The 24,598-nt window shown below is 35.2% G+C and carries 22 protein-coding genes, 2 tRNA genes and 3 pseudogenes; 10 read left to right on the top strand and 17 right to left on the bottom strand.

Features of this window, described 5'->3' with window-relative positions; translation table 11 throughout:
• Positions 1 to 72 precede the first annotated feature (72 nt).
• Positions 73 to 2,919, bottom strand: coding sequence for an ankyrin repeat domain-containing protein (locus tag OOK84_RS05915; RefSeq protein ID WP_264731570.1), 2,847 nt, complete (start codon positions 2,917 to 2,919; stop codon positions 73 to 75).
• Between the two features lie 741 nt (positions 2,920 to 3,660).
• On the bottom strand, positions 3,661 to 4,482 hold the full coding sequence (locus tag OOK84_RS05910; protein ID WP_264731568.1) for a hypothetical protein: 822 nt from the start codon (positions 4,480 to 4,482) through the stop codon (positions 3,661 to 3,663).
• 97 nt (positions 4,483 to 4,579) lie between these two features.
• Between OOK84_RS05910 and OOK84_RS05905 the strand changes: the two genes are divergently transcribed.
• Both OOK84_RS05905 and OOK84_RS05900 read left to right on the top strand, forming a co-directional pair.
• Positions 4,580 to 4,801, top strand: coding sequence for a hypothetical protein (locus tag OOK84_RS05905; protein WP_253309216.1), 222 nt, complete (start codon positions 4,580 to 4,582; stop codon positions 4,799 to 4,801).
• A complete protein-coding gene (locus OOK84_RS05900) occupies positions 4,792 to 5,067 on the top strand; it encodes a type II toxin-antitoxin system RelE family toxin (protein ID WP_253309215.1) in 276 nt (91 codons plus the stop codon). The genes OOK84_RS05905 and OOK84_RS05900 overlap by 10 nt, the downstream gene beginning before the upstream one ends.
• 43 nt (positions 5,068 to 5,110) lie before the next feature.
• Here the strand turns inward: OOK84_RS05900 and OOK84_RS05895 are convergent, their stop codons facing one another.
• On the bottom strand, positions 5,111 to 5,623 hold the full coding sequence (locus OOK84_RS05895; RefSeq protein ID WP_264731566.1) for a hypothetical protein: 513 nt from the start codon (positions 5,621 to 5,623) through the stop codon (positions 5,111 to 5,113).
• Positions 5,624 to 5,698: 75 nt separating this feature from the next.
• Here OOK84_RS05895 and OOK84_RS05890 point away from each other — a divergent pair.
• Positions 5,699 to 6,143, top strand: a pseudogene (locus tag OOK84_RS05890) (winged helix-turn-helix domain-containing protein); the annotation flags it as partial.
• Positions 6,144 to 6,169: 26 nt separating this feature from the next.
• Here OOK84_RS05890 and OOK84_RS06775 read toward each other — a convergent pair.
• From OOK84_RS06775 to OOK84_RS05880, 3 genes and pseudogenes are all read right to left on the bottom strand, one after another.
• Positions 6,170 to 6,388 (bottom strand): transposase, encoded by a 219-nt coding sequence (locus OOK84_RS06775; protein WP_264736254.1) that lies wholly within the window; start codon positions 6,386 to 6,388, stop codon positions 6,170 to 6,172.
• A 184-nt stretch (positions 6,389 to 6,572) separates the two neighbouring features.
• Positions 6,573 to 6,857, bottom strand: a pseudogene (locus OOK84_RS05885) (IS630 transposase-related protein); the annotation flags it as partial.
• 52 nt (positions 6,858 to 6,909) lie between these two features.
• Positions 6,910 to 7,149 carry a hypothetical protein gene (locus OOK84_RS05880; RefSeq protein ID WP_264731564.1) on the bottom strand — a complete coding sequence of 80 codons (240 nt, stop codon included), beginning with the start codon at positions 7,147 to 7,149 and terminating at the stop codon, positions 6,910 to 6,912.
• Positions 7,150 to 7,189: 40 nt separating this feature from the next.
• On the opposite strand from OOK84_RS05880, the pseudogene OOK84_RS06875 reads away from it, so the two are divergent.
• Positions 7,190 to 8,130 (top strand): annotated as a pseudogene (locus OOK84_RS06875) (IS5 family transposase).
• Between the two features lie 115 nt (positions 8,131 to 8,245).
• Here OOK84_RS06875 and nth read toward each other — a convergent pair.
• Both nth and icd read right to left on the bottom strand, forming a co-directional pair.
• Positions 8,246 to 8,884 (bottom strand): endonuclease III, encoded by a 639-nt coding sequence (gene nth / locus OOK84_RS05865; RefSeq protein WP_264732591.1) that lies wholly within the window; start codon positions 8,882 to 8,884, stop codon positions 8,246 to 8,248.
• A gap of 27 nt (positions 8,885 to 8,911) precedes the next feature.
• Positions 8,912 to 10,330, bottom strand: coding sequence for an isocitrate dehydrogenase (gene icd / locus OOK84_RS05860; RefSeq protein ID WP_264731560.1), 1,419 nt, complete (start codon positions 10,328 to 10,330; stop codon positions 8,912 to 8,914).
• A gap of 262 nt (positions 10,331 to 10,592) precedes the next feature.
• On the opposite strand from icd, the gene OOK84_RS05855 reads away from it, so the two are divergent.
• Positions 10,593 to 10,973 (top strand): RDD family protein, encoded by a 381-nt coding sequence (locus OOK84_RS05855; RefSeq protein ID WP_264731558.1) that lies wholly within the window; start codon positions 10,593 to 10,595, stop codon positions 10,971 to 10,973.
• A 901-nt stretch (positions 10,974 to 11,874) separates the two neighbouring features.
• Here OOK84_RS05855 and sucD read toward each other — a convergent pair.
• The 7 genes from sucD to hemF form a co-directional block, all read right to left on the bottom strand.
• A complete protein-coding gene (gene sucD, locus OOK84_RS05850) occupies positions 11,875 to 12,747 on the bottom strand; it encodes a succinate--CoA ligase subunit alpha (RefSeq protein ID WP_253309325.1) in 873 nt (290 codons plus the stop codon).
• A gap of 3 nt (positions 12,748 to 12,750) precedes the next feature.
• Positions 12,751 to 13,902, bottom strand: a complete 1,152-nt coding sequence (gene sucC, locus OOK84_RS05845) for an ADP-forming succinate--CoA ligase subunit beta (RefSeq protein ID WP_264731556.1) — start codon at positions 13,900 to 13,902, stop codon at positions 12,751 to 12,753.
• A gap of 29 nt (positions 13,903 to 13,931) precedes the next feature.
• Positions 13,932 to 14,132 (bottom strand): 30S ribosomal protein S21, encoded by a 201-nt coding sequence (rpsU, locus tag OOK84_RS05840; protein WP_064125049.1) that lies wholly within the window; start codon positions 14,130 to 14,132, stop codon positions 13,932 to 13,934.
• A gap of 155 nt (positions 14,133 to 14,287) precedes the next feature.
• Positions 14,288 to 14,361 (bottom strand) — tRNA-Pro (locus OOK84_RS05835).
• Between the two features lie 225 nt (positions 14,362 to 14,586).
• Entirely contained in the window at positions 14,587 to 15,273 is a 687-nt protein-coding gene (locus OOK84_RS05830) for a 16S rRNA (uracil(1498)-N(3))-methyltransferase (protein ID WP_264687982.1), read from the bottom strand.
• 28 nt (positions 15,274 to 15,301) lie between these two features.
• Positions 15,302 to 15,373: transfer RNA gene (locus OOK84_RS05825), tRNA-Glu, on the bottom strand.
• 406 nt (positions 15,374 to 15,779) lie between these two features.
• Complete coding sequence (gene hemF, locus OOK84_RS05820; RefSeq protein WP_264731553.1) at positions 15,780 to 16,604, bottom strand: oxygen-dependent coproporphyrinogen oxidase; 825 nt, start codon at positions 16,602 to 16,604, stop codon at positions 15,780 to 15,782.
• A gap of 160 nt (positions 16,605 to 16,764) precedes the next feature.
• Between hemF and OOK84_RS05815 the strand changes: the two genes are divergently transcribed.
• The 5 genes from OOK84_RS05815 to OOK84_RS05795 all read left to right on the top strand — a co-directional run bounded on the left by OOK84_RS05815 (position 16,765) and on the right by OOK84_RS05795 (position 21,939).
• The gene (locus OOK84_RS05815) at positions 16,765 to 19,245 is read left to right on the top strand and encodes a response regulator (RefSeq protein ID WP_264731551.1); all 2,481 of its coding nucleotides are present in this window, start codon (positions 16,765 to 16,767) and stop codon (positions 19,243 to 19,245) included.
• Positions 19,246 to 19,335: 90 nt separating this feature from the next.
• A complete protein-coding gene (locus OOK84_RS05810) occupies positions 19,336 to 20,178 on the top strand; it encodes a ParA family protein (protein ID WP_006280226.1) in 843 nt (280 codons plus the stop codon).
• A complete protein-coding gene (locus OOK84_RS05805) occupies positions 20,175 to 21,026 on the top strand; it encodes a ParB/RepB/Spo0J family partition protein (RefSeq protein ID WP_264731549.1) in 852 nt (283 codons plus the stop codon). Before OOK84_RS05810 ends, OOK84_RS05805 begins: the two co-directional genes overlap by 4 nt.
• A 530-nt stretch (positions 21,027 to 21,556) precedes the next feature.
• Complete coding sequence (locus OOK84_RS05800) at positions 21,557 to 21,790, top strand: hypothetical protein (protein WP_264731547.1); 234 nt, start codon at positions 21,557 to 21,559, stop codon at positions 21,788 to 21,790.
• Positions 21,763 to 21,939 (top strand): hypothetical protein, encoded by a 177-nt coding sequence (locus OOK84_RS05795; RefSeq protein WP_264731545.1) that lies wholly within the window; start codon positions 21,763 to 21,765, stop codon positions 21,937 to 21,939. Before OOK84_RS05800 ends, OOK84_RS05795 begins: the two co-directional genes overlap by 28 nt.
• A 189-nt stretch (positions 21,940 to 22,128) precedes the next feature.
• On the opposite strand, the gene OOK84_RS05790 is transcribed toward OOK84_RS05795, so the two are convergent.
• Both OOK84_RS05790 and OOK84_RS05785 read right to left on the bottom strand, forming a co-directional pair.
• On the bottom strand, positions 22,129 to 23,151 hold the full coding sequence (locus OOK84_RS05790) for an IS110 family RNA-guided transposase (protein WP_264731025.1): 1,023 nt from the start codon (positions 23,149 to 23,151) through the stop codon (positions 22,129 to 22,131).
• A gap of 260 nt (positions 23,152 to 23,411) precedes the next feature.
• Positions 23,412 to 24,563, bottom strand: coding sequence for a coiled-coil domain-containing protein (locus OOK84_RS05785; RefSeq protein WP_264731544.1), 1,152 nt, complete (start codon positions 24,561 to 24,563; stop codon positions 23,412 to 23,414).
• Positions 24,564 to 24,598 lie beyond the last annotated feature (35 nt).

The raw sequence follows: 24,598 nt of genomic DNA, 5'->3' as shown, positions 1-24,598 counted from the left end.
AGATAAAGGCATACGTATCAATCTCCTCTGTCAGTTAACTCTCGTTCACCAAATTGAATCTTGCTTTTTACATCACATTAACTCATCACTTTTATAGAACATCTCATTAAAATCATCCAAAGTTCCAAAATCTTTATTTTGAACAAATAGATGACCATCTGTTATGTATGCCTTAGGCAGGGTAAATGGTTTATCATAATGCTGCGATGCTGGCCTAACAATTTCATTATATAAAACCATTACTTGCTCGTAGTTATATCCATCACCAGCATGATATTTACCACGTACGGTATCATAAAAATTCTTTATATCATCATATGTCACTTGCAGCTCCACCTCATACTTTCCCACTTCAAGAGGACTTCCTGTTCTTATTTTAAAGGGATGTTGTGCATTTGCAATACTGTTAGAATCTTCTGCTTCACTATCAGAATTTTTATCCATATTTTCTATCACACTTGCCATAACAGTTTCTTGTTCGTCTTCTATTGGTTTTGCTTGTTTTTCAATTTTATTATTGCTACTGTCAGTTTCCACAGTGACTTTTCTTGTTTCCATATCTTTTTGAGCTTTCTCATTACTTTGCTTGCGTATTTCATCTCCATGCAATTTCTCCTGCAGAGCTTTTTCCATGTCAGCATAACCGTCACGATTGCTTTGCAAAGCTGGTTGATCTTCAACATAACTGCTGCTATCATCTGCTTGCATTTGATCTATATAGTTAGATTCTTCTTCCTGTATAGTATTTTTTGTAACTCCCTTAAGGTAATCAAGCATATCTTTTCCAGTCTTTTCCCAACTTGCAGCATCTGCATATTTTCTATCATTATTGATTACATCCTTTAATATTCTTCTATCATCTATCCATTGTTCAGCATGCTCAAATAGCGTCCATCCTTCATTACCACGAATATCAACATCAGCTCCATTCTTTATCAGGTACTTTACTTTGTCCAATTGTCCATGCCTTACTGCATGAATAAGTGGTGTCCAGCCTTCACTATCTCGAACCTCAATATTTGCATTATTCTTTATTAAATATTCTAATATCTCTTGATTTCCTAAATTAACAGCAAAGTGTAAAGGTGCTAAACCGTAACTATCTTTAACATTAACATCTGCACCATGCTCTATTAGGTAATTTGCTACCTCTATATTTTTCATGCTCATGGCAAAATGTAATGGAGATTTACCAGAACTAATATCTCGAGTATTAATATCTACATTGTGATCTATTAAGTATTTAGCTATCTCTGTATGTTTGAGTTCAATAGCATAATGTAGTAGTGTTTGAGCAGAGGTGTTTTTGACATTAAGATCTGCACCATGTTGAGCTAAATATTCCACCATATCCAGTTCACCTAGCTTAACAAAATGGAATATCGGATTACGTACATTAATATCTGCACCATTGTCCACAAGATATTTTACTAAAGCTGTGTTCTTTATAGCATAGTCGAGCGGCCTGAGATTGTGAGCATCTGGAATATTAGGATTTGCACCATGTTCCACTAAGTATTCAACTATTTCCATGTTTCCCGATTTTATGGCATAGTGCAAAGGTGTCTTAAAACAAGAGTAATCAGTTCCTTCGTAATAAATATCTTGAGAATTGAGATTTGCACCTTGATCGATAAGATATTTTGCTATTTCTGTATTTCCTGATTTAATAGCATGATGTAGCGGTGTTTGTCCGGCTTTATCTTTCGCGTCAATATTTGCGCTATGTTCTACAAGTTCGATAACTTCATTCAAATCCCCTGATAAAGAAGCAGAGTGCAAACGCGTCGCACCGGTTACCTCATTTGTTTCATTTATGTTTCCTATAGTATCTTCTGCATTATCTTCTTCAACTGCCCTTTTCTTTCTAGATTTGACTTCACTTTTCACTGTAACTTCTTCGTTCATAGGTTGATCACTAAACATAACTTCTGCATCTATCTGGTTACTATCTTTCTCCAACTCATGAGATAATTTTTCAGATAGCTGATCACCACTCAAATATGGTTCCTTTGAATATTTAGCGTAATTATAGGGATCAGTGCTGTCTGCTGAATAAAACCCACTTTCAAAGTCTGAGTAGAAGCTTTGATTGAGCGCGAAAAATAAATTTTCATAATCAAGTAGCATGTCATAATCAGAGCTAACACAATGCAAGAATTCACTATCTTCATAATCTGCTATATAGAATTTTTCGGAATCAAGGGTAATTTCATTTGTCCCCTTACCTTCTGCAGTAAACTGTAAAACTACTTCTGAACGCCCGTTACCTACGTCATTACCTTTTACCACTTTAAACAAGGTAATTTCACCTTTTTCTATGAACTCCTTTAATTTCTCATTCTTTTGATCTAATTCTTCTTCTGCTTGTCTTTTCTCTCTTATCAATTTCTCCTCTTTTTCAGTAGCTCCATTTTGCAACTGTAAAAACATCTCTTGTGTGGTTAAGCTATTTGTGTTGCTTAAAAAATTATCTAACATATTTGATGCAATTGGTGACAATTCACCGTGATCATCAAATACTTTTTCCTTTGCCTTATCATAGTGATTTGGGTTATAGATTGCATAAAGAGGATAAAAGCCATAATCTGCTATTGACGCCCCATCAGATGATAGTTCCATTGAGAATCCATAGTGATTAAGTGGAAGATTGGAAGTTAAATATCTACCGTTATCATCCCTAACGTATAGCTCACTTCTACCATTGTGCTCACTATATTTATTGTAGTAGATATAAAAATTCTCATGGTTAAGATTGAAGTGATCATCTAGGTTATCGAATTGAATTGTACTGCCAAGCTTCTCACGCAAAAGATTTTTGCTTTCATCTGTAAGCCTCATACGTGCAGAAAAGTAGTATCGATCTATAGGTTCGCCTTTTTCTATCTCAAAGTTCAAAGTAATCTTGTCGTTGACCATTGGTAGCCTCCAAATATTATGTAAATCTATTCATTATTTTATTTATCAATCATACGGTGTGTACTATGAAAAATGTGTTAAGTATTAAGATTTTTTTTCTGTATCTAGATAAGGTAACAGTAATCTGTCATTTCAGCGCGTGAAGCTGGAATCCAGCTTTTTAAGTCATGAGAGCTACGAAAAATTACTTTACAAACTCCGCCAGCCCCCTTATCATGAAACTGAAGCTATTTATTTATCTTCGCAATCTGTGCAGGTTAATGACAAAAAACTTAGGGTATTTGGCGTCTCATGTTTAATTTTTCGCACTACGTGCATCGCATGTCTTTAAAAATTTCTGGGTTTTTACCTATAAAAGCCGAAACGCGCTTACAAAGCGTTTAAGACAGCAAAAAACGTCAAATTGACAAGGGAGAATTTGAATGCTAGCTACTACGGGGTTTCTTTGCCTTTTTTTCCGCTCAGTAAATTTCTTAACGTTTATAATTTAGGTTAGTTGCAAGTTAAAAGCAGCTAAATCGCTCTTAATCAAGCATTTTAGAATAAAAAAACGCCGATATTTTAGTACATAGTAAATAGCCAACCACCAACGGGGTTTCTTTTGCCTTTTTTCTTCGTTTAGTAAATTTCTTAATGTTTATAGCTAAAGTAACTTAGGTTCATCGACAATCGTCATCCCGCTACGTGTTAGCGGGATCTATACTAAGAGATACCGCGAATGAATCGCGGTATGACGGTTAATTATTCCGTGACGGTATCTGCTTTTTCCTTGATCCTAAGTTCCTGCATTGGCAGTCTGTTTTCATCAATACTCGTGCCATCTTCAAGTACTGCAGGTATTATGACTTTCTCAAATTGCCGTTCTGATTTTTTCTCTAAATAACCAAATATGTCATAAAAACTGATCCTTTGACCAATCACTAAAAATGGCGTATCAGCAGTATTACGCCTTGAAGTTATGCATTGTTCAAACTTTTGACAGGCACTGATCAGCGATACCCGACTATAAGCGCAGCTTGCATCATGTAAATCATCAAGGATAATGCAACCACCGTACTTTCGACCTTCATCAAAATCAAGAGAACTATCCCCAGCTCCTGTACCTGTTACATGCCCTGATATTGAAAAGCCATTAACAAAACCTCCTTCTTTAGTTCTAATTACTCGCGTACTTTTGCGACCAACTACTTTTACGTTTGGAAAGACTTGACGGTAAAATGGAGACTCAAGGACAATGTGCAGTTCATTGATTTTTTCACGCATCAAATCTCTTTGGTGCGTAATATACATAAACTTTGCCCTTGGATTATTACCGAGGGCAAACGCCACATGAAATATAAAACCCAGTGTTGTCTTGGCACAGCATGGTGGTATGTTCCACCATTGACTGTGTGCTTTTTCAAACACCAAGCGATTAACACTGCTAAAGAGCAGCCACAGATAGTTTTTGCTACCATCCTCTCTCTTTAAATTTAATCTGATATTAAATACTCGCAGCATGCCCTGAAACGCAAAGAAGCCAAAATCTTTGCGGCATAAAATAATATCCTCCTGAGATAGCATTTTTCATCCTTTAAACTAATTCCAACATGCACTAATTTATTGAAAAATTAAAAAAAATGTTGTAAAATTGTTACAGTAGTAGATTTTGGTAAAACTTATGGCAGACTTAAACGCTAATATAGTTCTCAGTAAAGAAACTTTACTGCACCTTGCCGAGCTAGCTGAGCTCACTAAGCAGCCTGCTCAAGAATTAGCAGAGAAACTACTCAAAGAAGCAATTGAGCTTGAAATCGAGGATTTTTTAGTGTCTAAAATTTCTGATGAGCGTGATGTTGAAGGCGCAGAAACAGTTGATTTTGAAGATATTAAGTGGGACTAGAACGTTATAAAATTAAGTCTCTAAAGAGCGTTACTGAAAGGGATTTACCAAATCTTCCAAAGACAATAAGGCTAAGAGTTCAAAAGGCTATAAAAGAACGACTTACAGTCGATCCAATAAATCTTGGTGAACCACTACATCATAGCTTAAAAGGGCGCAGAAGGTTAAGAGTAGGTGACTATCGCGTGGTCTACAGGGTAGATCAATCAGAACGTACAGTGGTTATCACAGAGATAGGACATAGAGATACTATTTACAAGAGATAAGTACATTCTTTTCTTTATTGAAAAAATAAAATGCTGTAGTTGGCTATATTGCAGCCTTACCCGCAACCTGACCAAAATTATCTAACATTTGATTCATAGCTATCCAACGATCATTTAAAGATTTTCCGTAAGAAGTGTAACCACCACCTAGATTTTGACCAATTTGTGCACCAAGTCCATGTGCTCCGATAAGACTTTGCAGCCCTCCTAAAGATGAACCGATAAAGTCATTCAAGCCACGCGACGCAAGTTCAGAGTTTAAACTTGCAACTTTAGATAGACCATAGCTTGATTGATTAAGTCCACTGGCACGTAATTGATTGCCAAGCGCGGTGTTCATTTGATTGCTAACAAACTGCTGATAAGGACCTTCACAGTATTGCGACGCTATTTCATTGATAAATCCTCCTGGACCATCTTTTCCTAAGCCCCCAAGACTATCCATGAATTTATTGTACCGACCATACAATTCTTTTTGTACTCCGATATTATTTTCAAATTGGCGATTAGCTTTAGAACTACCAAAAAGAAAGTCAAATAAATCTCCTAATACCAATTCCCGCTATACAAGTAACGGATAGACAATAATGGAAAAAAGCCATACTGGAGTAAGTAAAATAGCGAGGTTTAAATGGCATTAAGATCAAAATTATTGGATGAAAAAGTGAGCAAAAGAAATGCTGAAGAAAGTAAGAAATAATGCATATGTTGCAAAAAAACTAAATGCTGTAATTGCAGCAAAAAAGCATAGTATAACAGCCGTAGCAAAAATATGTTGCATTTCAAGAAAGGCACTTACTGCATGACCTAAAATTTGGCAGAGAAGAAAAATTATTTGCTCCACCTCAACGCCGTAGAAAAACTATATTGAACCAAAGCCAACTTGAACAAGTTGAAGCATGGATACAAGAAAATCCCAACATTACCATTAAAGAAACGAGAATAAGAATTCAGGAAAAGTTTGGTTTAGCAAGTCTACAGTACACCGTAATATGCAAAGAATGAAATTCTCATATATCACACCAAGACCAGTGCATAACGGACAAGATAAAAGTAAACAAGAGGAGTTTAAAAAAAAATCTTAATGAAACTATAGTATTTTCTAAAACGAATGATAAACGTCTAAAATGGTATTACCAACTAAAAGGTGTAAGTCTGTACATTGATGCATTAGAGGTCTGAGGCGACTTTTGATGGTGTGCCAACAATGCTCTATCGGATTTAGATCAGGTGAATATGTTGGAAGATAAAGCAAATGACAGCCAAAAGACTCTATTAATGACTTTGTTTTGGGAGTTTTATGGAATGTAGCATTATCCATAACTATGGTTGTATTACGCTGCAATTGTGGTTCGCTCTAACCATACATTAAATACATCTTTATTACACCCTCCTGTGAAGGTCATTGGTGCAATAAACTTCTTTTTAATCCATCCACCTATTATACTCACTCTTTCCCAGTTTTTTCCTGGAACATCAGCATATATTTTTTCTCCTCTTGGAGCTCATGCATATTCTCGGTATAGTCTATTATCAACTCCTGCTTCATCTATATATAAAATGCTACAGTGGTCTATTTTTGAGACTTTATCGATAAATTGCTGCCTATCTTCTTGATTGCGCTCTTGATAGAATGTGACTTTTTTTAAGGTTATTTTTAGCTGTTTTAACCTATACCAAATTGCACTTATTCCAAAGCCAAGGTTTTGTTTCATTTCTGCTAGTGTGTGATCTGGGTGTTTTTTAACATAGTCTACAAGTATTTTTGGGTCTATTTTCCGAATAAAACCAGTACTTTTTACCGCTTTGAGACCTTGGCCAGTAGCTTTCTTTTTTAGCCATCTATATAGTTTCTATCTCAAAAACCTCTGCAACTTCAACCTTTGACTTTCCTTTTTCTACCAAAGACACTGCTTTTTCCCTTAAATCTACACTATATACCATCGCTTTCCCTACTTTAAAAAAACATATTATACCTTTATCATTCGCTTTTGAAAATACTATAGTTTGCTTATGAGCAACCTGGATCCCAGTGGGCTTTGTTGCATCGCTCAAGTGAAAAGAACTGGCAGTTACTGACAAAATTCATTATAAATAGCCATTTAACTGTTGAAGAAAAAATATGCCACAAAAAATGAGAGTCAGTAACTGCCATGAATATAACAAATTTCTCCAAGAAAGAGGAAGCATTTTTTGTTATACCAATGACGCCATAGAAAATTGGTACGAGAATTGTCCAAAAATGCAGGGCGGCAACTATATTTATAGTGATAAAGTTGTGATTTTGGTGCATATAATCGTCAGTTTCTTTAGAATTGGTTTAAGACAAACAGTCGGGTTTATAAAAGGGTATTTGCAACAAATAGGAAGAGATTTGGCAGTTATCAGCTATTCACAAGCATCAAAAGAAACTTAATATTAAGATAAATGATTGCAGAATTGATAAAAATAATATGGAAGATATCGAAATTGCTATAGACAGTACAGGAATTAGTATATACAACAACACACAGCAAGGAAAATAGCACTGACAGAAAATATCGTGGCTATGAGCAAACGAGAAAATTGCACGTAATGTTGAATATAAACAACAAAAAAGCCATAGCTGTAAAATACAGTAACGGTGTCTACTCTGATCACTATGGAGCTTGTGATTTGCTAAAAGAAGTTGATTTTCAGCATGCCATAAAAGCACTATATGCAGATAGAGCATGTGATAGGCACAAGTTTTATAAGTTGTGTAACGAATATGATATAAAGACAAAAATTCCACCAATAAACAATGCGGCAGAACATCCAGAAATAGATTATATGTCTGACAGGAATGCTGCTATTAGGTTAATAAAATTATACGGTGAAGATGGCATGAAAGAATGGAAAAAAGAAGTAAATTATGGGAAAAGATCTTATATTGAAGGGTTTTTCTCAAGATTAAAGCAAATATTCGGATTTAGTTTTAGGAATAAATCTGAGATAAATCGAGAAAAAGAACTGCTAATCAAATGCTATTTGCTTAATAAATTCACTGATATTGGTATGGCTAAATTTGAGATAGTTACATGAATTTACCATAAATCACCATCTCATAAAGTGTGATGCAACAAAGCCATCCCAGTGTCAGCTACTCGGATGATAAAAGGAAGGAATATCGGAGTGACAAGAAAGGGGTCATAGTGTGCTAGACTTTATACCTTTTGCATTCAAACTCACACAAATCATGAATTATACACGTTTCACACGAAGGCTTTTGCGCTTTGCAAACATATCTACCATGCAAAACTAGCCAGTGATGAGCATAAAGCAGGTATTCTTTTGGAACTACATTTAAAAGAGATTGCTCTGTTTTAAACACATCTTTTTCTCTCACAAGTCCAAGTCTATTGCTTACTCTAAAAACATGAGTATCAACTGCCAATGTTGGAATACCAAGTCCTGAATTTAAGAACACATTAGCGCTCTTTCTCCCAACCCCTGGTAAAGATACCAAATCATCGAAATCAGTAGGCACTTCGCTATTGTACCGCTCAATCAATATTTTGCTGAGCCCGATTATGTTTTTTGCTTTGGAATTATATAAACCAATACTGCTTATGCATTTTCTCAGCTCATTTTGCCCAAAACTCAGCATCTTTTCTGGCGTATCAGCGATATTAAATAGTTCTCTTGTAATTTTATTAACGCTTACATCGGTTGTCCGTGCTGATAAAACTATCGCAACTAGTAGTGTAAAATGATTGGTATAATTTAGCTCTATTTTTGGCGCAGGATTTGATTGTTGAAACTTTTTAAATATTAGTTCTATTTTTTTTGAATCCATTTCATTTATCACACCTCTTTTAAAGAATTAAGAAAAGAACCCCTCTTTCCCATCATATAAATACAACTTATCCATTCTCACCACGTCAAAGCTGTTTTCTTCAAGTTTGATTAGCAAGTTATTTACATCACTATTTGTAATAGCTTGCTTTTCATTATTTGCGATAAACCTACAGGTTATTTGATCGCTTGAAGATTTTGAGCTTCTTGGCCAAATTGCCAGTCCTTTTGAGTATATTGCTATCATTTGCAGATTATTTAATCCTACTATTTGATCAAAATTGCTGGATTTGTCCCAAGCAAGCGTTATATCACTACCCACTAGCTTTTTAACTTTGTAATCTTGTTCGTAATTGTCTTGTACTTTATTTATTTTACTATCTGAACCACTGCTAATTATAAGCTCAGATAATATTGTAGGTTTTTTCCCTAGATTATCTATAACAGCTTCTGCAAATTCTTTTGTACCAACTTTCTGTTTACTTCTTTTCTCCTTATACAAATCGGCAGTGTGTATTCCATCCTCTAAAGTCTTCAGCCATGCATCGTAGATTAGTTTTGCATTACCCACTTGACCTATGTAAATTAGCATATGCACTGCAGCATTTAAAAGACCAGAAGGATTAGCTATGTTTTTTCCTGCAATATCAGGAGCAGAACCATGAACCGCTTCAAACATCGCATATTCATTACCTATATTGCTACTTCCAGCGAGTCCCACAGATCCAGAGGTTTGTGCCACTATGTCTGATAATATGTCGCCATATAGATTTTCAGTTACTATAACATCGAAATTCTCCGGTTCTGTGGCAACACGTGCCATTCCAATATCAACTATATAATGTTCTGCCTTTATGTCCTGGTATTCCTTTGCAATGCGATCAAACGCTGCATGGAAAGTTCCGTCAGTCATTTTCATTATGTTGTCTTTAGTCAGGCAAGTTACTTTTTTTCTGTTGTGTTTTTTCGCGTATTCAAAAGCATACCTGCATATCTTCTCTGAGCCAGATCTAGTAATAATTTTAGTGCATTGGTAAGAATCACCAGTGAGCCTATGCTCTATTCCGGTGTAAACGTCCTCTTCATTTTCGCGTATCACTACGATATCAAACTTATCGAATTTATTTTCTATAACAGGATGATATGAAATACACGGCCTGATGTTTGCATATAACCCTAGATTTTTTCTGAGTGCAACGTTCAAGCTCTTGTGGCCTTTACCTTGAGGAGTTGTTGTTGGAGATTTTAATAATATTTTTGTCCTTTCAATTGATTCCCAACCACTTGGAGAAATTCCGTGAGACCATTCCTTACTATAAACACGCTCACCTATTTCAATAATATCTATTGAGATCTTCGCTTCCGCTTTGCGCAATATCGACAGCACCGCTTCCATAATTTCTGGTCCGATACCATCGCCATACGCAACTGTGATTGGTGTTGACATAACTTCCCTAACTGTAAACGATTTAATGTTAATTCAAATAATAGAGTGGCACAAGTAGCTAATATTACCCAAATTAGTATATTTACGGTTATTTAACAACGTGCTTTTATATTATATGATGACATTATGAAATATAGGTGGGGTTATGGATACTGAAATAAATGTTAAAGTAAATTACGTAGGGTTTACAAGGCGTACTGTAACAGCAATACTTGACCAAATAATATTTTTCTTTCCTTCATTCATCTTATAAATTGCATTGTTGGGCAATAATGAGGTTAATAATTTTCTTGACGAAATTGAACAGTTAACATCTCCTTATACAATCTTTACATCAGTGCTGTGTACAGTATTAGAAATATTAATGATAACAAGACTGGGAGGTACGCCAGGACAACTGTTGTGTGGTATGTATATCAAAGATGCAGACACATTTAAAAATACTACTCTTATGCAAGCAGGAATAAGGTGTATTTCTGAGACAGTTTTCTTGATTATTTCTTTTTTGCTGACTCACTATGTTTCTCAGTGGTTTATAATTTTACCAATTTTAGTTTTAATATTTGCGATATTTGACCGGCGCAAGCAGACTTTTTATGATAAAATTGCAAAAACAGTAGTAATAGATTATAAACCTAGTTGATATTTTTCTTTAGTTGTTACCACCAAGGGTGTTATTCCAGCGCGTGACGTTAGTTAGAATCCAAAAACCATGAGAGCCACAAAAAATTACTTTACAAACTCCGCCAGCCCCCTTATCATGAAACTGAAGCTATTTATTTATCTTCGCAATCTCTGCAGTGGATTAATGACAAAAAAACTTAATGTATTTGGCGTAAATCATGCTTAATTTTTGCACTATGTGCACCTCATGTCTTTATAAAACTTCTAGGTTTCTACCTATATAAGCTGAAACGCGCTCATAAAGCGTTTAAGACAGTAAAAGACGTCAAATAGACAAGGGAGAATTTGAATACTAGCTACCCTGGGGTTTCTTTGCCTTTTTTTCCGCTCAGTAAATTTCTTAACGTTTATAATTTAGGTTAGTCGCATTTAAAAGCAGCTAAATTGCAGCATTTAGAATAAAAAACGCCAATATTTTGAAGTACATATAAATAACTAGCCAACCATGGGGCTTCTTTTGCCTTTTTTTTGTTTGGTAAATTTCTTAATATTTATGACTAAAGTAATTTAGGCCTACCGACAACCGTCATCCCTGTAAAGGTCAAGTATCCCGCTACGTGTTAGCGGGATCTAGAGATAACGCGGCGGTATGACGATAACCTTGTCATCCCACTACGTGTTAGCGGATAAGATACCGCGAATGAATCGCGGTATGACGTAGAGTCAGCGTTAGCTATACTTTTATACTCACCAAATCAGTTTGCTTGCTTACAAGCAAACTTTCCTGGATCCAAGTAGTCAAGCTACTCGGATGACACCATTATAGAGTGAACCAGTGTCAACTACTTGAGTGACACCCTTTCTAGCAGAAACTGCTCCTCAAATCACAACGTTCGTACAGCTGCGTTTTAGATTAGGCACTAATGCATTACTTCCAATACCTTCTTACCAATCACTGCAGGGGTTTCAGCAATTGCAATCCCGGCGCTCCGCATAACTTCTAGTTTTGCACCAGCACTTCCACCACTGGAAGAGATGATTGCTCCAGCGTGTCCCATACGTCTTCCTGGAGGTGCTGTTTGACCTGCTACAAAACCAACGATTGGCTTTTTAGTTTTTTCTGTTTTCACAAAATGTGATACATCTTCTTCTTCGTTTCCACCTATTTCACCAATAACTACAATACCATGAGTATCGTCATCTTTTAAAAAGAGCTCCATACAGTCGACAAATGTCATACCATGAACTGGATCCCCCCCAATTCCGATACACGTGGATTGACCAAGACCAACAGCGGTTGTTTGTGCTACTGCCTCGTAAGTTAAAGTTCCAGAACGAGACATAATCCCTATATGTCCACGCTTATGGATATGGCCAGGCATAATCCCTATTTTGCACTCTTCGGGCGTAATAATTCCCGGGCAGTTAGGACCAATCAATCGACTTTTTGAACGAGCAAGAGCATGCTTCACCTTTACCATGTCAAGTATAGGAATGCCCTCTGTAATGCAAACTATTAGCTCTATCTCTGCATCTATTGCTTCAAGTATTGCATTAGCTGCAAACTTAGCAGGTACATATATTACCGTGGCATTCGCATCAGTTTTTTCTTTGGCTTCTGCTACAGTATTAAAAACTGGTAAGTTAAGGTGAGTGCTACCACCCTTGCCAGGAGTTACACCACCAACCATTTTTGTTCCGTAGCTAACTGCTTGCTCTGAATGAAATGTACCTTGCGCACCAGTAAAACCCTGGCATATTAACCTTGTATCTTTGTTTACTAAAACGGACATACTCTATTTCACCTCTTGTACTATTTTCTGCGCAGCATCGCCCAGTTCATCTGCAGCAATAATATTTAATCCTGACTCTTCTAAAATTCTTTTTCCTTCTTCGAAATTAGTGCCTGATAATCTAACCACTAAAGGAACTTTAATGCTCATTTCTTTTACAGCCGCAACAATTCCACTTGCGATAATATCGCAACGCATTATACCACCAAATATGTTAACCAAAATTCCTCTTACGTTGCTATCAGACAATATGATTTTAAATGCTTCAGTTACAGTTTCTTTACTCGCTCCACCACCAACATCCAAAAAGTTAGCAGGCTCTGCTCCGTAGTATTTTATTATATCCATTGTTGCCATAGCAAGACCTGCACCATTTACCATGCAACCAATACTGCCATCCATTTTGATGTAACTGAGCCCATACTTTGAAGCCTCTATCTCTTCTTTCACTTCTTCATCATAATCACGAAGTTCCATAATTTCTGGGTGACGATATAAAGCATTGTCATCGAAATTAATTTTCGCATCGAGCGCAATAAAATCTCCAGAACTTGTTTCAACCAGTGGATTAATTTCAATTTGGCTCGCATCAGTTGCAATAAACGCATCATATATATTTTTTGCAACATTTGTTATTTTTTCTATTTGTTCTGAACTCAAATTAAAACTGCTGCTTAACTTGCTGCTATCAAAACTTGTAGCAAGATCAATATCAAATTTCACAATTTTTGCGGGAGAATTTTTCGCCACTTCTTCGATGTCCATTCCACCTTCTGAGGAAAATATGAATATTGGCCTACTGAGCTTCGGGTCAATTACCATGCTTAAGTAATACTCTTTCTTAATGCTTGAGCCTTCTTCAATATATACTCTTCTTACTTGCTGCCCGCTTGGCCCTGTTTGATGAGTAACTAAAGTCATACCAATCATGTCTTTTACAAACTGTTGAGCTTCTTCAGCTGACTTTGCTAGCTTTACGCCACCGGCTTTACCCCTACCACCTGCATGAATTTGAGCTTTAACCACAAACACGTCAGATTTTAATTGACTTACTTGAGTCTTTACTCCTTCTGCAGATATAGTGACAAAACCTTTTGGCACCGGGACATTAAATTTATGCAAAATCTCTTTTGCTTGATATTCGTGAATATTCATAAAACAACCAATGATAAACTATTAAAAAATTACCAACCGTAACGCTGCCTTCTGCATTCTTGCTGGTGCCTCTTTTTTCTCGCTTCAGCTTTCTTTTTAGCTCTTTTTTCTGATTTTTTTTCATGATATTGTTTTTTCATTTTCAACCCTCTTCCTTCCTTTTGAATTGTTTTTTTCAATACTGGAAGAGCTCTGTCTACATCACCATAATGGACTGATACTTCAATCAAACTCTATACCTCCTTCGGTAATCATTTCAAAATTTATTTATAAATTAGAAAATTAACATTGTCAATTATTTTATAAACTTGAGCGTTAAACTGCAATATGAACGAAATGCCTTTAAAAGCTCTAACTATTAAAAGCGTTAAAACTTCTGCTAGCATCGGGGCGGAGAGATTTGAACTCCCGACCCTTTGGTCCCAAACCAAATGCGCTACCAGGCTGCGCTACGCCCCGACTTCTTTACTCAGAGTATCAATAACTCAGGCAAAATGCAAGATTCATTTGTTTATTTTAGAAAAAATATAATATAAGATTTAATATTATTTTAGAATATGTTTTTTATTAGCTCCTCTTTAGTAGCAAACTGCTTCGCAGGCGGCCTATAGAGTTTGTACAGTTAGCGCGTGCAACACTGAATCAGATTTCTCTATGGCCCAAACCTTAGCCATATTTAAAAATCTAGCTACACCAATTGGTGAAAGTTAGTGCAGCAACCACAGCAGTATCGACCCTTAAAATTCTTTTTCCTAGACTCAATTTTTGACAAAACTTATCGGCAAGATCAAGTTCATAAGATGAAAAACCACCTTCAGGGCCAACAATAATAGCAACATTTTTCTTACCTTTCAGCACTTTATCAGCTTTACCTGTTTCATCACATAAAACAAAATTTTTACTCTGGGAATCAGGTAACTCACAAAAGTTAATAGGAGGCAAAATCTCTGGTATACTCATCCTACCGGATTGTTCCGCAGCTTCGATTGCCTGTAATTTTGCTCTACTTAGGTTAATGTTTTTTACTACTGTACGTTCCGTTGAAATAAATTGAATGCAGGTTACTCCCATTTCAGTTGCCTGTCTTACTATGTTGCCTAAAGCACCACTTTTTACCATGGCACAATATAAGTATAAATTTTCCTCATATTGCTGTTGTTTAGTGCATTCTTTGAGTGTAACTTTTGTTAATTTACGCGATATATTAACTACTTCTCCTAACCATTCTCCATCCTTTCCATTAAAAAGAGAGAGATTATCATACTTCTTAAGCCGCATTACATTGCAAATATAGTGACTTTGTTGTGGATTAAGTGCTAAACTCACGCCTTGTGATAAAGCTTCTTCAAAATAAAGCCTAATTTTTCCCATTCAAAACTTTAATTATATTCTACTTGAGTGACTCTTACGGGATTTGAACCCGTGTTACCACCGTGAAAGGGTGGTGTCCTAACCACTAGACGAAAGAGTCAATGCGAATTAACTCAAGTTATATTGATTATGCACATAAAGTCAATTATTTTATGGCGCAAACGTCTTTCTCTATTCCATATTTAATATTCACTGAATTTATTTCAGATTTAGGAGTTTTAGATCCTAATTCTAATTGTTGTTCAACTTTTGTATCGGAATCATAGCCAGAATCGTAGCCAGAATCTCTACGCTCATATTTCTGCTTTATTTCTTCTACACTAAAGCCAGCCTTTTAGTGCATTGTAGAGACTTAGAGTCAGTTTAACACCTTTTATGTCATTGTTTTTGACAGATTTAATTAAAAAATTATCTATTATACCCATGATTATACCCCCTATATAAAAGCTCACTATCATGGTACAACTTTAAACTATGATGATTTATTTTCTGCTAATAGCAGCTCTCTATAACCACTTAACAAGTGGTGGCATTGACATCATAATTGCATCTGGATTGCCGTCAGTCATTAAACCAAACCTTGTGCCACGATCGTATAACAGATTGAATTCTACATATCTGCCACGTTTTATTAATTGATTTTCTCGTTGTTCTTTTGTCCAAGATTTTTGTATATGTTTACGTATGATGTGCAAATAAATTTCCAAAAAGGCTTCACCTACTGCTTTTGTGAACTCAAAATCATTTCTCCAATTGCCAGAACTCAGATTATCATAGAAAATACCACCAATGCCACGCGGCTCTTTTCTATGTGGTAAGAAAAAATAGTTGTCACATTGCTCTTTAAATTTTGGATAATATCCGGTGTCAAATCTATCACATGTCATTTTGATTGATTCATAAATATACTTGCAATCTTCTTCATTTTTATATATTGGCGTAAAATCCATCCCTCCACCAAACCATTGTTTTGAAGTATATATCAGCCTTGTGTTCATATGTGCTGCAGGGATAAGGGGCGATTGCATATGAGACACTAAAGATATACCGCTTGCCCAAAACTCTCCGTTACTTTCACTTGCACCAGGAATTTCATTAATGGCTGAATCTGCAAATTTTCCGTGTACTTTTGAAACGTTTACTCCAACTTTTTCAAAAACATTGCCAAAAATAATTGTAGATTCACCACCTCCACCACCTGGGCGATCCCACTTTCTTTTTTCGATCTTTGGCTCTGCGGATGATTGTTTTTCAATTAATAAGAAAGATTCTATGATCTTATCTCTTAGTGCACAGAACCACTTAAATGCTTGTGTTCTTTGTTTTTCCATAATATCCTCTCGCTAGCTTATTAACATTGTTATATCTGATATTTAAGGAACTTAATTAGATTTGGATGATAATTATCTATCAAAGACGTTAATAAATCTATAATAATTAAATCAATATAATAAAACATTTTCGTATGTACAACGATGCCAAGTAACAATAATGAATAAAAGATACATAGATAACAAAAAAGAGAACAGGGTTGATTTCATACTAAGAAATTATGGAATGTCAATTGTTGTGATGGCAGTTATTATGCTCTTACCTCCAGTAGCAATATCGATACTCTACTTTTTTGATATATATAGTCAGCATATTAATATAGAGATTAATTTATTAGTTAGCATTCTAACAACTCTCTTTATGATATATAATGTAAAACGCTACAGACACCTACTTAATACTATAGAATTTCAAAATGCAATATTTGCAAATGCACTAAACCATAATACAGAATTTTGCCTTATTTTACATAGAGATGAGGGTATTATTTATTCTGATGCAAGGTTCTACGAAAGGTTTAAAGATCATATAGATGATGACATTACGTTAGGCAAGATTTTTGAAATAGGAGATGTTTCAGAAGAAGACAAAAAAGTACTCTATCATGCACTAAAAAATAACTCTTCTGTACAAGTATGCATTTCCTTAAACAAGAAGAATAGAGTATCTAACTTTCTTTTGCTCTTTGAGCCGATACCAGATAATCCCCAAATTGCTATAAATAGTAATAAGATTTTAAATTTATCATTAGTGCCAATAGCAAGGCCAGATGGGTATTTTGTGTTAAAAGCAACACAGATAAACAAGGAGCAGATATATGAAGAGTTAATAGAAAAACACAGTATAGGAACTTACATTGCAAATGCCAAAGGGGTGATTTTATCTGTAAATAAAAGATTTTTAGATATATTTGAACTGAAAAAACTGGAAAAAGATAGCTCAATCAGTGATTTTATATCTCAATCTAAATATAACAATACAACAACCGATAATGAAATTTTGTTTTTTACTATAAGTGGTATTCCATTCAAGGCTTATATGAGCACTGCTATATTTTGTGATAAATACAACCATAGCTATATATATGGCTTTATAACACCAACCGAATCAAATATTGTTGATTATCAATTACACCCTTGTTTTGCAAATTCATCAATTGCTATTGCACAATGTGACATAAACGGCAACTTTGTAAAGAAAAATACGGCACTAATAAAGCTTGCAGGGTCAGATAATAATTCAATCTTTACATTGATATTAGATAGTTATCATGTGAAAATACGTGAATATTTTTCGAGTAATAGAATAAATAATGCGTCCTTTGATGTACAGCTCAACGGCGATAATAACATAAAAATATATTTCAATAAGTTTCTTCATAATAAAATGATCTTCATACTTTGTTATTTTATTGACAATACTGAACACAAAAACCTAGAGATAAAGCTTGAGCATTATCAAAAGATGCAAGCTATAGGGCAGTTAGCAGGTGGTATTGCGCATGATTTCAACAATATATTGACTGGGATAATAGGATTTTGCGATTTGCTTTTACTCCAACATTCAGCTGGTGATCCATCTTTTGGAGATATAATACAGATACAGCAAAATGCAAAGCGTGGATCAAATTTAGTAAGACAATTGCTTGCTTTTTCAAGAAGACAGACCTTGCAGCCAAAAATTATTGATGTAAATAGTACTATAGCTAATCTTTATGAAATGATAAAAAGATTAATAGGTGAAAATATAAAGTTTAATATTTATTATGGTAGAGACTTGGGTGCTGTTAGGGCTGATCAAGGGCAATTAGAGCAAGTTATACTTAACTTAGCAGTCAATGCTAGTGCTGCTATGGAAAAGGGCGGAGAATTAACTATACGAACCTTTAATCAAAAGATTGACTCACTAAATTCTACATCTCAGGACATGTTTTCTCCAGACAAGGAAACGATCGAACATGGAAATTATGTTGTGATTGAAGTAATTGATACTGGATGTGGAATGACAAGTGATACAATTGAAAAGGCATTTGACCCATTTTTTTCTACCAAAGATATTACCTCTGGTACAGGTCTTGGCCTCTCTACTGTATATGGCATTATTAAACAAACTGAAGGATACATCTATGTTGCTAGCAAAGTAAATCATGGAACTAAATTTAGCATATTTTTGCCCATGGTTTACATATCAGATGAAAATCTGATAGAGGAAGATAGTGAAGAAATAGAAAGACCGGTAGTAAGTGAAATTAAAGGTAATGGTATAATTTTATTGATTGAAGATGAAAATTCAGTAAGGGAATTCATCTCTAAAGCACTCAAAAGAAAAGGATTTGATGTAATAGAAGCGAGCATAGGCAGCGAGGCGCTAGAAATAATCAGTAAAAAAAATCAACACATAGATCTAATAATCACTGATGTAATCATGCCAGAGGTGAGTGGTCCAGAAATAGTTAAAGAAGCATTGATCCATAGGCCAAATATCAACGTTATTTTTATTTCTGGGTATGCAGAAGATGCTTTTTTAAAGAGTGATGACATCAATATAGAAGATTTTCACTTTTTGCCAAAACCATTCACTCTGAATGAATTAGGAAACAAGGTTCAAAGTGTGTTACACAAAGCAAAAAAGACAGTCTAATTTTAGTGTGATTAGCAACAAAAAAATTTTCTAATGCAAAAGTTTCTTGCATATATACAATAGAATTATTTTATACATAAGATAAAAGGCGTGAGCAAGATTATTGCAATAGTAAATCAAAAGGGTGGAGTTGGCAAAACCACAACTAGTATAAATTTATCGACAGCCTTTGCTGCTGTGGGAAAAAGCACTTTATTGGTAGATCTTGATCCTCAAGGAAATGCTAGCACCGGACTCGGGATTTCTTATCGTAGTAGGGAAGAAAAAAATATATACAAAATACTACTGAGCAGCGAAAATAAATTGATAGAATCGGCAATTTTCAATATAAAGGAAATTCCAAATTTATCACTAATTTCGTCAGTAGTTGATCTGTCAGCTGCAGAAATTGAATTATCGCAACTTGAGCGAGGAAAATTTGTGCTAAAAAGCGCATTAGAGAAGATACGCGATAATTATGAGTATATAATCATCGATTGCCCTCCATCACTTGGGCTTCTAACCATAAATGCTTTGACTGCTGCTAATTCTATTATTGTTCCTCTTCAGTGTGAGTTTTTTGCTCTGGAAGGATTAAGCCATTTAGTTAAAACTGTAGAACTGATAAAAAGGAATAACCTAAACCCTTTTTTGGCAATAGAAGGGATCGTGTTAACAATGTATGACAGGCGCAACAAACTCAGTGAACAGATTAAAAACGATATTTGCCAGTATTTAAATGATAAAGTATACAAAACTATCATCCCATTGTATGAGACTGTTATTCCACGTAACGTACGGTTATCAGAAGCGCCTTCTCATGGAAAACCTGCTATTGTGTATGATCTTAAGTGTCCTGGTGCACAAGCATATATAAGTTTGGCAAGGGAAATTTTAAAAAAGCACGCGAGCAGTTGTAAGGAGAAGAAGCTAGTGAGTGAGGGCGTGGTATGAAGGATGATAGACGCCTCGGCAGAGGTCTTGCCGGCCTCATAGGCGATAATTATGATAATAAAGAAGATCGACAAGAATATTTGCCTATTTCATTACTGCACCCAAGCAAATTTCAACCGAGGAAACATTTTGACGAGGAGTCATTAAGAGAACTTGCAAATTCGATAAAGAAAAGTGGCATTATACAGCCTATCGTGGTACGCAAAGATTCAAATGATGATGGTTACGAAATAATAGCTGGGGAACGTCGTTGGCGAGCAAGCAAGATTGCAAATCTTGATAGTGCACCCGTTATCATAAAAGATCTGAGCGACAAGGAATGCTTGGAAGTATCCATTATTGAAAACATACAAAGGCAAGATATTAATCCAATAGAAGAAGGTGAAGCGTATAAGAGACTGATAGATGAGTTTTCCTATACACATGAAGAATTAGCTTCAACTATAGGCAAAAGCCGCAGTCACATAACCAATATGATTCGGATGTTGTCACTTCCTGATGGAGTAAAAACAATGATCAACGAAAAAAAGCTATCTATGGGCCATGCAAGAGCGTTGATTAATGTTGAAAATGCGGAAAGTATTGCAGAAAAAATAATTTCCCAAGGCTTAAGCGTTAGGCAAACTGAAAAATTGATAAAAGACTTACATCAAAGTAACAACCAAAAAGAGCAGAGATATACCAAAAATCAAGATATGGCAGCACTAGAAGGTGCTATATCTTCTCAACTTGGTTTAAAGATCAAAATTAACGACAGTAATTCTAAGGGTAAAGTTATGATACGGTATAATAATCCAAATGAATTGAATTTAATATTAAAAATTTTAAATAGGAAACTTGAGTGCTAGTAGAGCAAAAAGATAATATAAAATACAACTGTTGGTGTCACCCAAGTAGCATGGAGAGACAAAAATCACTTGACAAACTCCGCCAGCCCCCTTATCATGACAGTGAAGCTATTGTATTTGCTTTAGCCAATCTGCAGATTAAAAGGTAAGGATTACTTAATGTATCGGCGTCTTATGTTCAATTTTTTGCAGTATATAGATACTGTATGTCTTTACAAAACTTCATCTACATCTAGATTTTTATCTAAATAAGCTGAACGCGCTTATAAAGCGTTACAAGACATCAAAAAATGCCAATACTCGACAGAGATAGTAAAAGACTAGCTAACTCGGGGATTCTTTGTCTTTTTTTCTGCTTAGTAAATTTCTTAAACATTTGCAGCGTAGGTTAGTTGCAATTAAAAGCAGCTAAATCTTGCTTGTCAAGCGTTTAAAACATAAAAAACGCCAATATTTTAAAGCGGATAATAACCACGGGACTTCTTTTGCCTTTTTTTTTATTTGGTAAATTTCTTAATATTTATAGCAACATGAACAAACATTTGAGAGTAACTTCCGCTAGTAGGGTGTCATCCCAGTGCGTGACACTGGGATCTAGCCTTTATTATGCAGTCACTTGGTTGAAATTAAGTCTTCTGGATCCCAGTGCCCCTATGATGTCATTCCAGCGCGTGACGCTGGAATCTAGTTCTTATTGTACATTTACTTGGTGTAGAGTTAAGTTTCCTGGATCCCAGTGTCTGGGCACTGGGATGACATCATAGGGGCTACTCGGATGACAAAAAAAGGAGCTACTCGGATGACAAAAAAAGGAGCTACTCGGATGACAAAAAAAAGGAGCACTGGAATGACAGGAGATACCGTCTTGTTAGTCAACAAAAAAATTATAAAAATTTCCCAAGTTGCATCATAAAATCAAAAAATACTTCCAATTGTGTAACAGTACACAGATTATAGTTAGTGGATATGTTGATAAGTAAATTAGTTTTATACGCACAAAACAGATGAAGTTTACTTATCAACATATCCACTAACCAACAACATTCAATAAATTTGTGTAAGATACCACTTTACATAAGATAGATAGGAAGCATTTTTGATTTTAAAGTACTAAACCTTCAGTCAACCTCCTAGCCCTGTAGTTTTTGATATGGTTAGGATCAAAAGCACTTTTGGATGTCAGAATACCGAAAATGATATGGAGTAGCTTACGCATTGCAGCACCAACGATGGCCATATTATGCTTACCCTTTTCCTTTAATCTTTGGCAAAAGCTCATAATGATAGGATTGTGATTCTTAGCTACTATGGCAGGAAAGAAAAGTGCCTTACGTAATGTTTGTGAACCGGATTTACTTAATCTGGGTTTGGCATATACAGAGGAACCTGACGTCATATTTCGTGGTATAACTCCTGTATATGCTGCCAATTGCCTGGCATCTCTAAAAACCTCTATATCAGAAACTTCAGCTAAAATAGCTATTGCTGATTCTTCTCCTATGCCTGGAATAGTCAATAGAAGTTGAAAATTTTCCAACAATTCTTTGTGTTGATTTAATAGTTCACGTACGGAGTTTTTTATTGTTTCTATTTTTTGAGCTATATTCATTGCAAGGTCTTCCCAAGCATTTGCAACTTCTTTAGGCAGTCTCTCTTTTTTTTCTAAGTGGTTATTTACTAATGTTAACTCATCTTTTAACGCAACTGAGCAACGATAAAGATGTTTTAATTTTTTCATTTCAGGAGAAGGTGGTGTCCAACTAGAAGGTTCCTGTCTTTGGCAATAATCAGCAATAACTTCTGCATCGGTCTGATCATTCTTTTGTCGTATCAGCTTACTCCTTGCATAAGATTTTATGCAATAAGGATTTACAACACTTACAAAATGTCCAGCATTGTGTAGAAATTCAGCCAGTGCTTCGCTATAACAACCAGTAGATTCCATGCAGGTTTTTACTTTTTCTACATTATGTTTGTGTAGAAAATTCAGTAGACTTTGAAACCCATGATCATCGTTCTTAAAGCTTCTTTTTCTAATTTCACGCTTTCCTTTTTTGCTTATAAATGAGAGAAAAACATCAAAGCGATCTTTTGATATATCTATGCCCAAAAAGTTGTTGATCATATATAACCCCATACGTTACCATTAAAAATGAAAAGTAAGGCTAGTCTTGTGAATACAGAATTAGAACCATTCAGGTCTTTCTACGATACCGTCCAGCCTATACTTTTGAGAAGGGAATTCTTATCTCCTCTACAGATTTTATATCTAAGAAGAAGCACAGAGTTCCTCCCTTCTCCACCTAATGCTTAAGCTTAAAACATTAGATGCTTTTGACAAGATACAAGAAATAGTTTTTTAAAAACTATTTCTCCTGAATGAGATTACATCTGGTAAGGATAGTACGTATCGTTGGTATAACCCGTCTCACTGCCTACAGATGATACTGAAACTCCTTCAAGCATTGTAGAAATATACGGTGCAGCATAATATAAAGCAACACAACCACATACTCCTATTCCAGCTACCTTAGCCTTACCCCACGCAACCCAACTTTGACCATTTTCTTCTTTAGTTGGCTGATTTTCTGGGCTAGAAATCTTAGTATCTTTTTCATCACCAGATTTTGCGTTACAGTTCTCAACCGACTTACTTTTTAGGCTAGAAATATCAACATTTAAATGATTCAAATTCTTAGAAGTTGCAAGATCTAAGTAATCCAAACGAGTTAGTTCTTGCATACTAGGTTTAGATCCATCTTCACGCTTAAACTGCTCTTCCGAACTAGAAACCTTAGTACCATGAAATCTACTGTACAAGCTGCTTCCAACTCTGTTAAGTGCTCCTTTTGTATACTCAACTGATGTACCATAAACATTTTTTAATTTATTTCCAATACCACTAAGTGTTCCTTTTACTGACTCAGTTGATGGCATAGCACCATAAACATCTTTTAAGCCATCTTTAACAATACGAGTTACACGACCACTAATAAATGCTTCTTTTGTAGATGTAAATGCTTTTTCAGATGCTGTTTGGATATCCTTCATTGCTTGCGGAACAAAAGTTTTCTTGTGTTTAAGTTCTTCTATTTCTTTTCTTTGATTATTAATCTCCTCATTTTTTTTATTAATTTCAATTTTTTGCTTAGAATTTTCCTCCTCTTTAGCTTTTACTTCCGCTTCTTTTTTAGTCAGTTGGTCATTTTGCCCAGAAATTGTTTGCTCTTGAGCTTGTACTTTATCTTCTTCTTTAGCTAGTTGAGCATCTTTTTTAGATATTTCTTCTACTTTCTCAGCCAGTTGAACATCTTTCTCAGAAATAGTTTTGTTCTTACTAATTGCTTTATACGAAAGTGCAATAGTTACAACAGAAAATACAGCACAACCAATAATAAATGGCAGGCCAACACTTAATGCTGCAACTGGAGCTAAGAAACCAATATAAGGAGCTGCAGCAAACACTCCAGATGCTAATAAAGTTAGAGTAGCCAGAGCACCAGCTACAAGATAGGGTACATTGTTTTTACTTATCATGATTATTCCTCATGTATTATGTTAAATGAGTTTAA

Source organism: Wolbachia endosymbiont (group A) of Sphaerophoria taeniata (assembly GCF_947250735.1).
GTDB lineage: Bacteria > Pseudomonadota > Alphaproteobacteria > Rickettsiales > Anaplasmataceae > Wolbachia.
The sequence above is the reverse complement of the archived record's forward strand: the minus strand, read 5'-3'. Positions and strand labels throughout refer to the sequence as shown.

Coding starts and splice junctions, on each gene's coding strand:
- OOK84_RS05905 (WP_253309216.1), top strand. CDS start 4,580: ATGGCAGACTTAAACGCTAATATAGTTCTCAGTAAAGAAACTTTACTG.
- OOK84_RS06775 (WP_264736254.1), bottom strand. CDS start 6,388: ATGGATAATGCTACATTCCATAAAACTCCCAAAACAAAGTCATTAATA.
- nth (WP_264732591.1), bottom strand. CDS start 8,884: ATGGATTCAAAAAAAATAGAACTAATATTTAAAAAGTTTCAACAATCA.
- OOK84_RS05815 (WP_264731551.1), top strand. CDS start 16,765: ATGAATAAAAGATACATAGATAACAAAAAAGAGAACAGGGTTGATTTC.
- sucD (WP_253309325.1), bottom strand. CDS start 12,747: ATGTCCGTTTTAGTAAACAAAGATACAAGGTTAATATGCCAGGGTTTT.
- OOK84_RS05800 (WP_264731547.1), top strand. CDS start 21,557: ATGAACAAACATTTGAGAGTAACTTCCGCTAGTAGGGTGTCATCCCAG.
- sucC (WP_264731556.1), bottom strand. CDS start 13,902: ATGAATATTCACGAATATCAAGCAAAAGAGATTTTGCATAAATTTAAT.
- OOK84_RS05790 (WP_264731025.1), bottom strand. CDS start 23,151: ATGATCAACAACTTTTTGGGCATAGATATATCAAAAGATCGCTTTGAT.
- OOK84_RS05830 (WP_264687982.1), bottom strand. CDS start 15,273: ATGGGAAAAATTAGGCTTTATTTTGAAGAAGCTTTATCACAAGGCGTG.
- OOK84_RS05915 (WP_264731570.1), bottom strand. CDS start 2,919: ATGGTCAACGACAAGATTACTTTGAACTTTGAGATAGAAAAAGGCGAA.
- OOK84_RS05805 (WP_264731549.1), top strand. CDS start 20,175: ATGAAGGATGATAGACGCCTCGGCAGAGGTCTTGCCGGCCTCATAGGC.
- OOK84_RS05910 (WP_264731568.1), bottom strand. CDS start 4,482: ATGCTATCTCAGGAGGATATTATTTTATGCCGCAAAGATTTTGGCTTC.
- icd (WP_264731560.1), bottom strand. CDS start 10,330: ATGTCAACACCAATCACAGTTGCGTATGGCGATGGTATCGGACCAGAA.
- hemF (WP_264731553.1), bottom strand. CDS start 16,604: ATGGAAAAACAAAGAACACAAGCATTTAAGTGGTTCTGTGCACTAAGA.
- OOK84_RS05785 (WP_264731544.1), bottom strand. CDS start 24,563: ATGATAAGTAAAAACAATGTACCCTATCTTGTAGCTGGTGCTCTGGCT.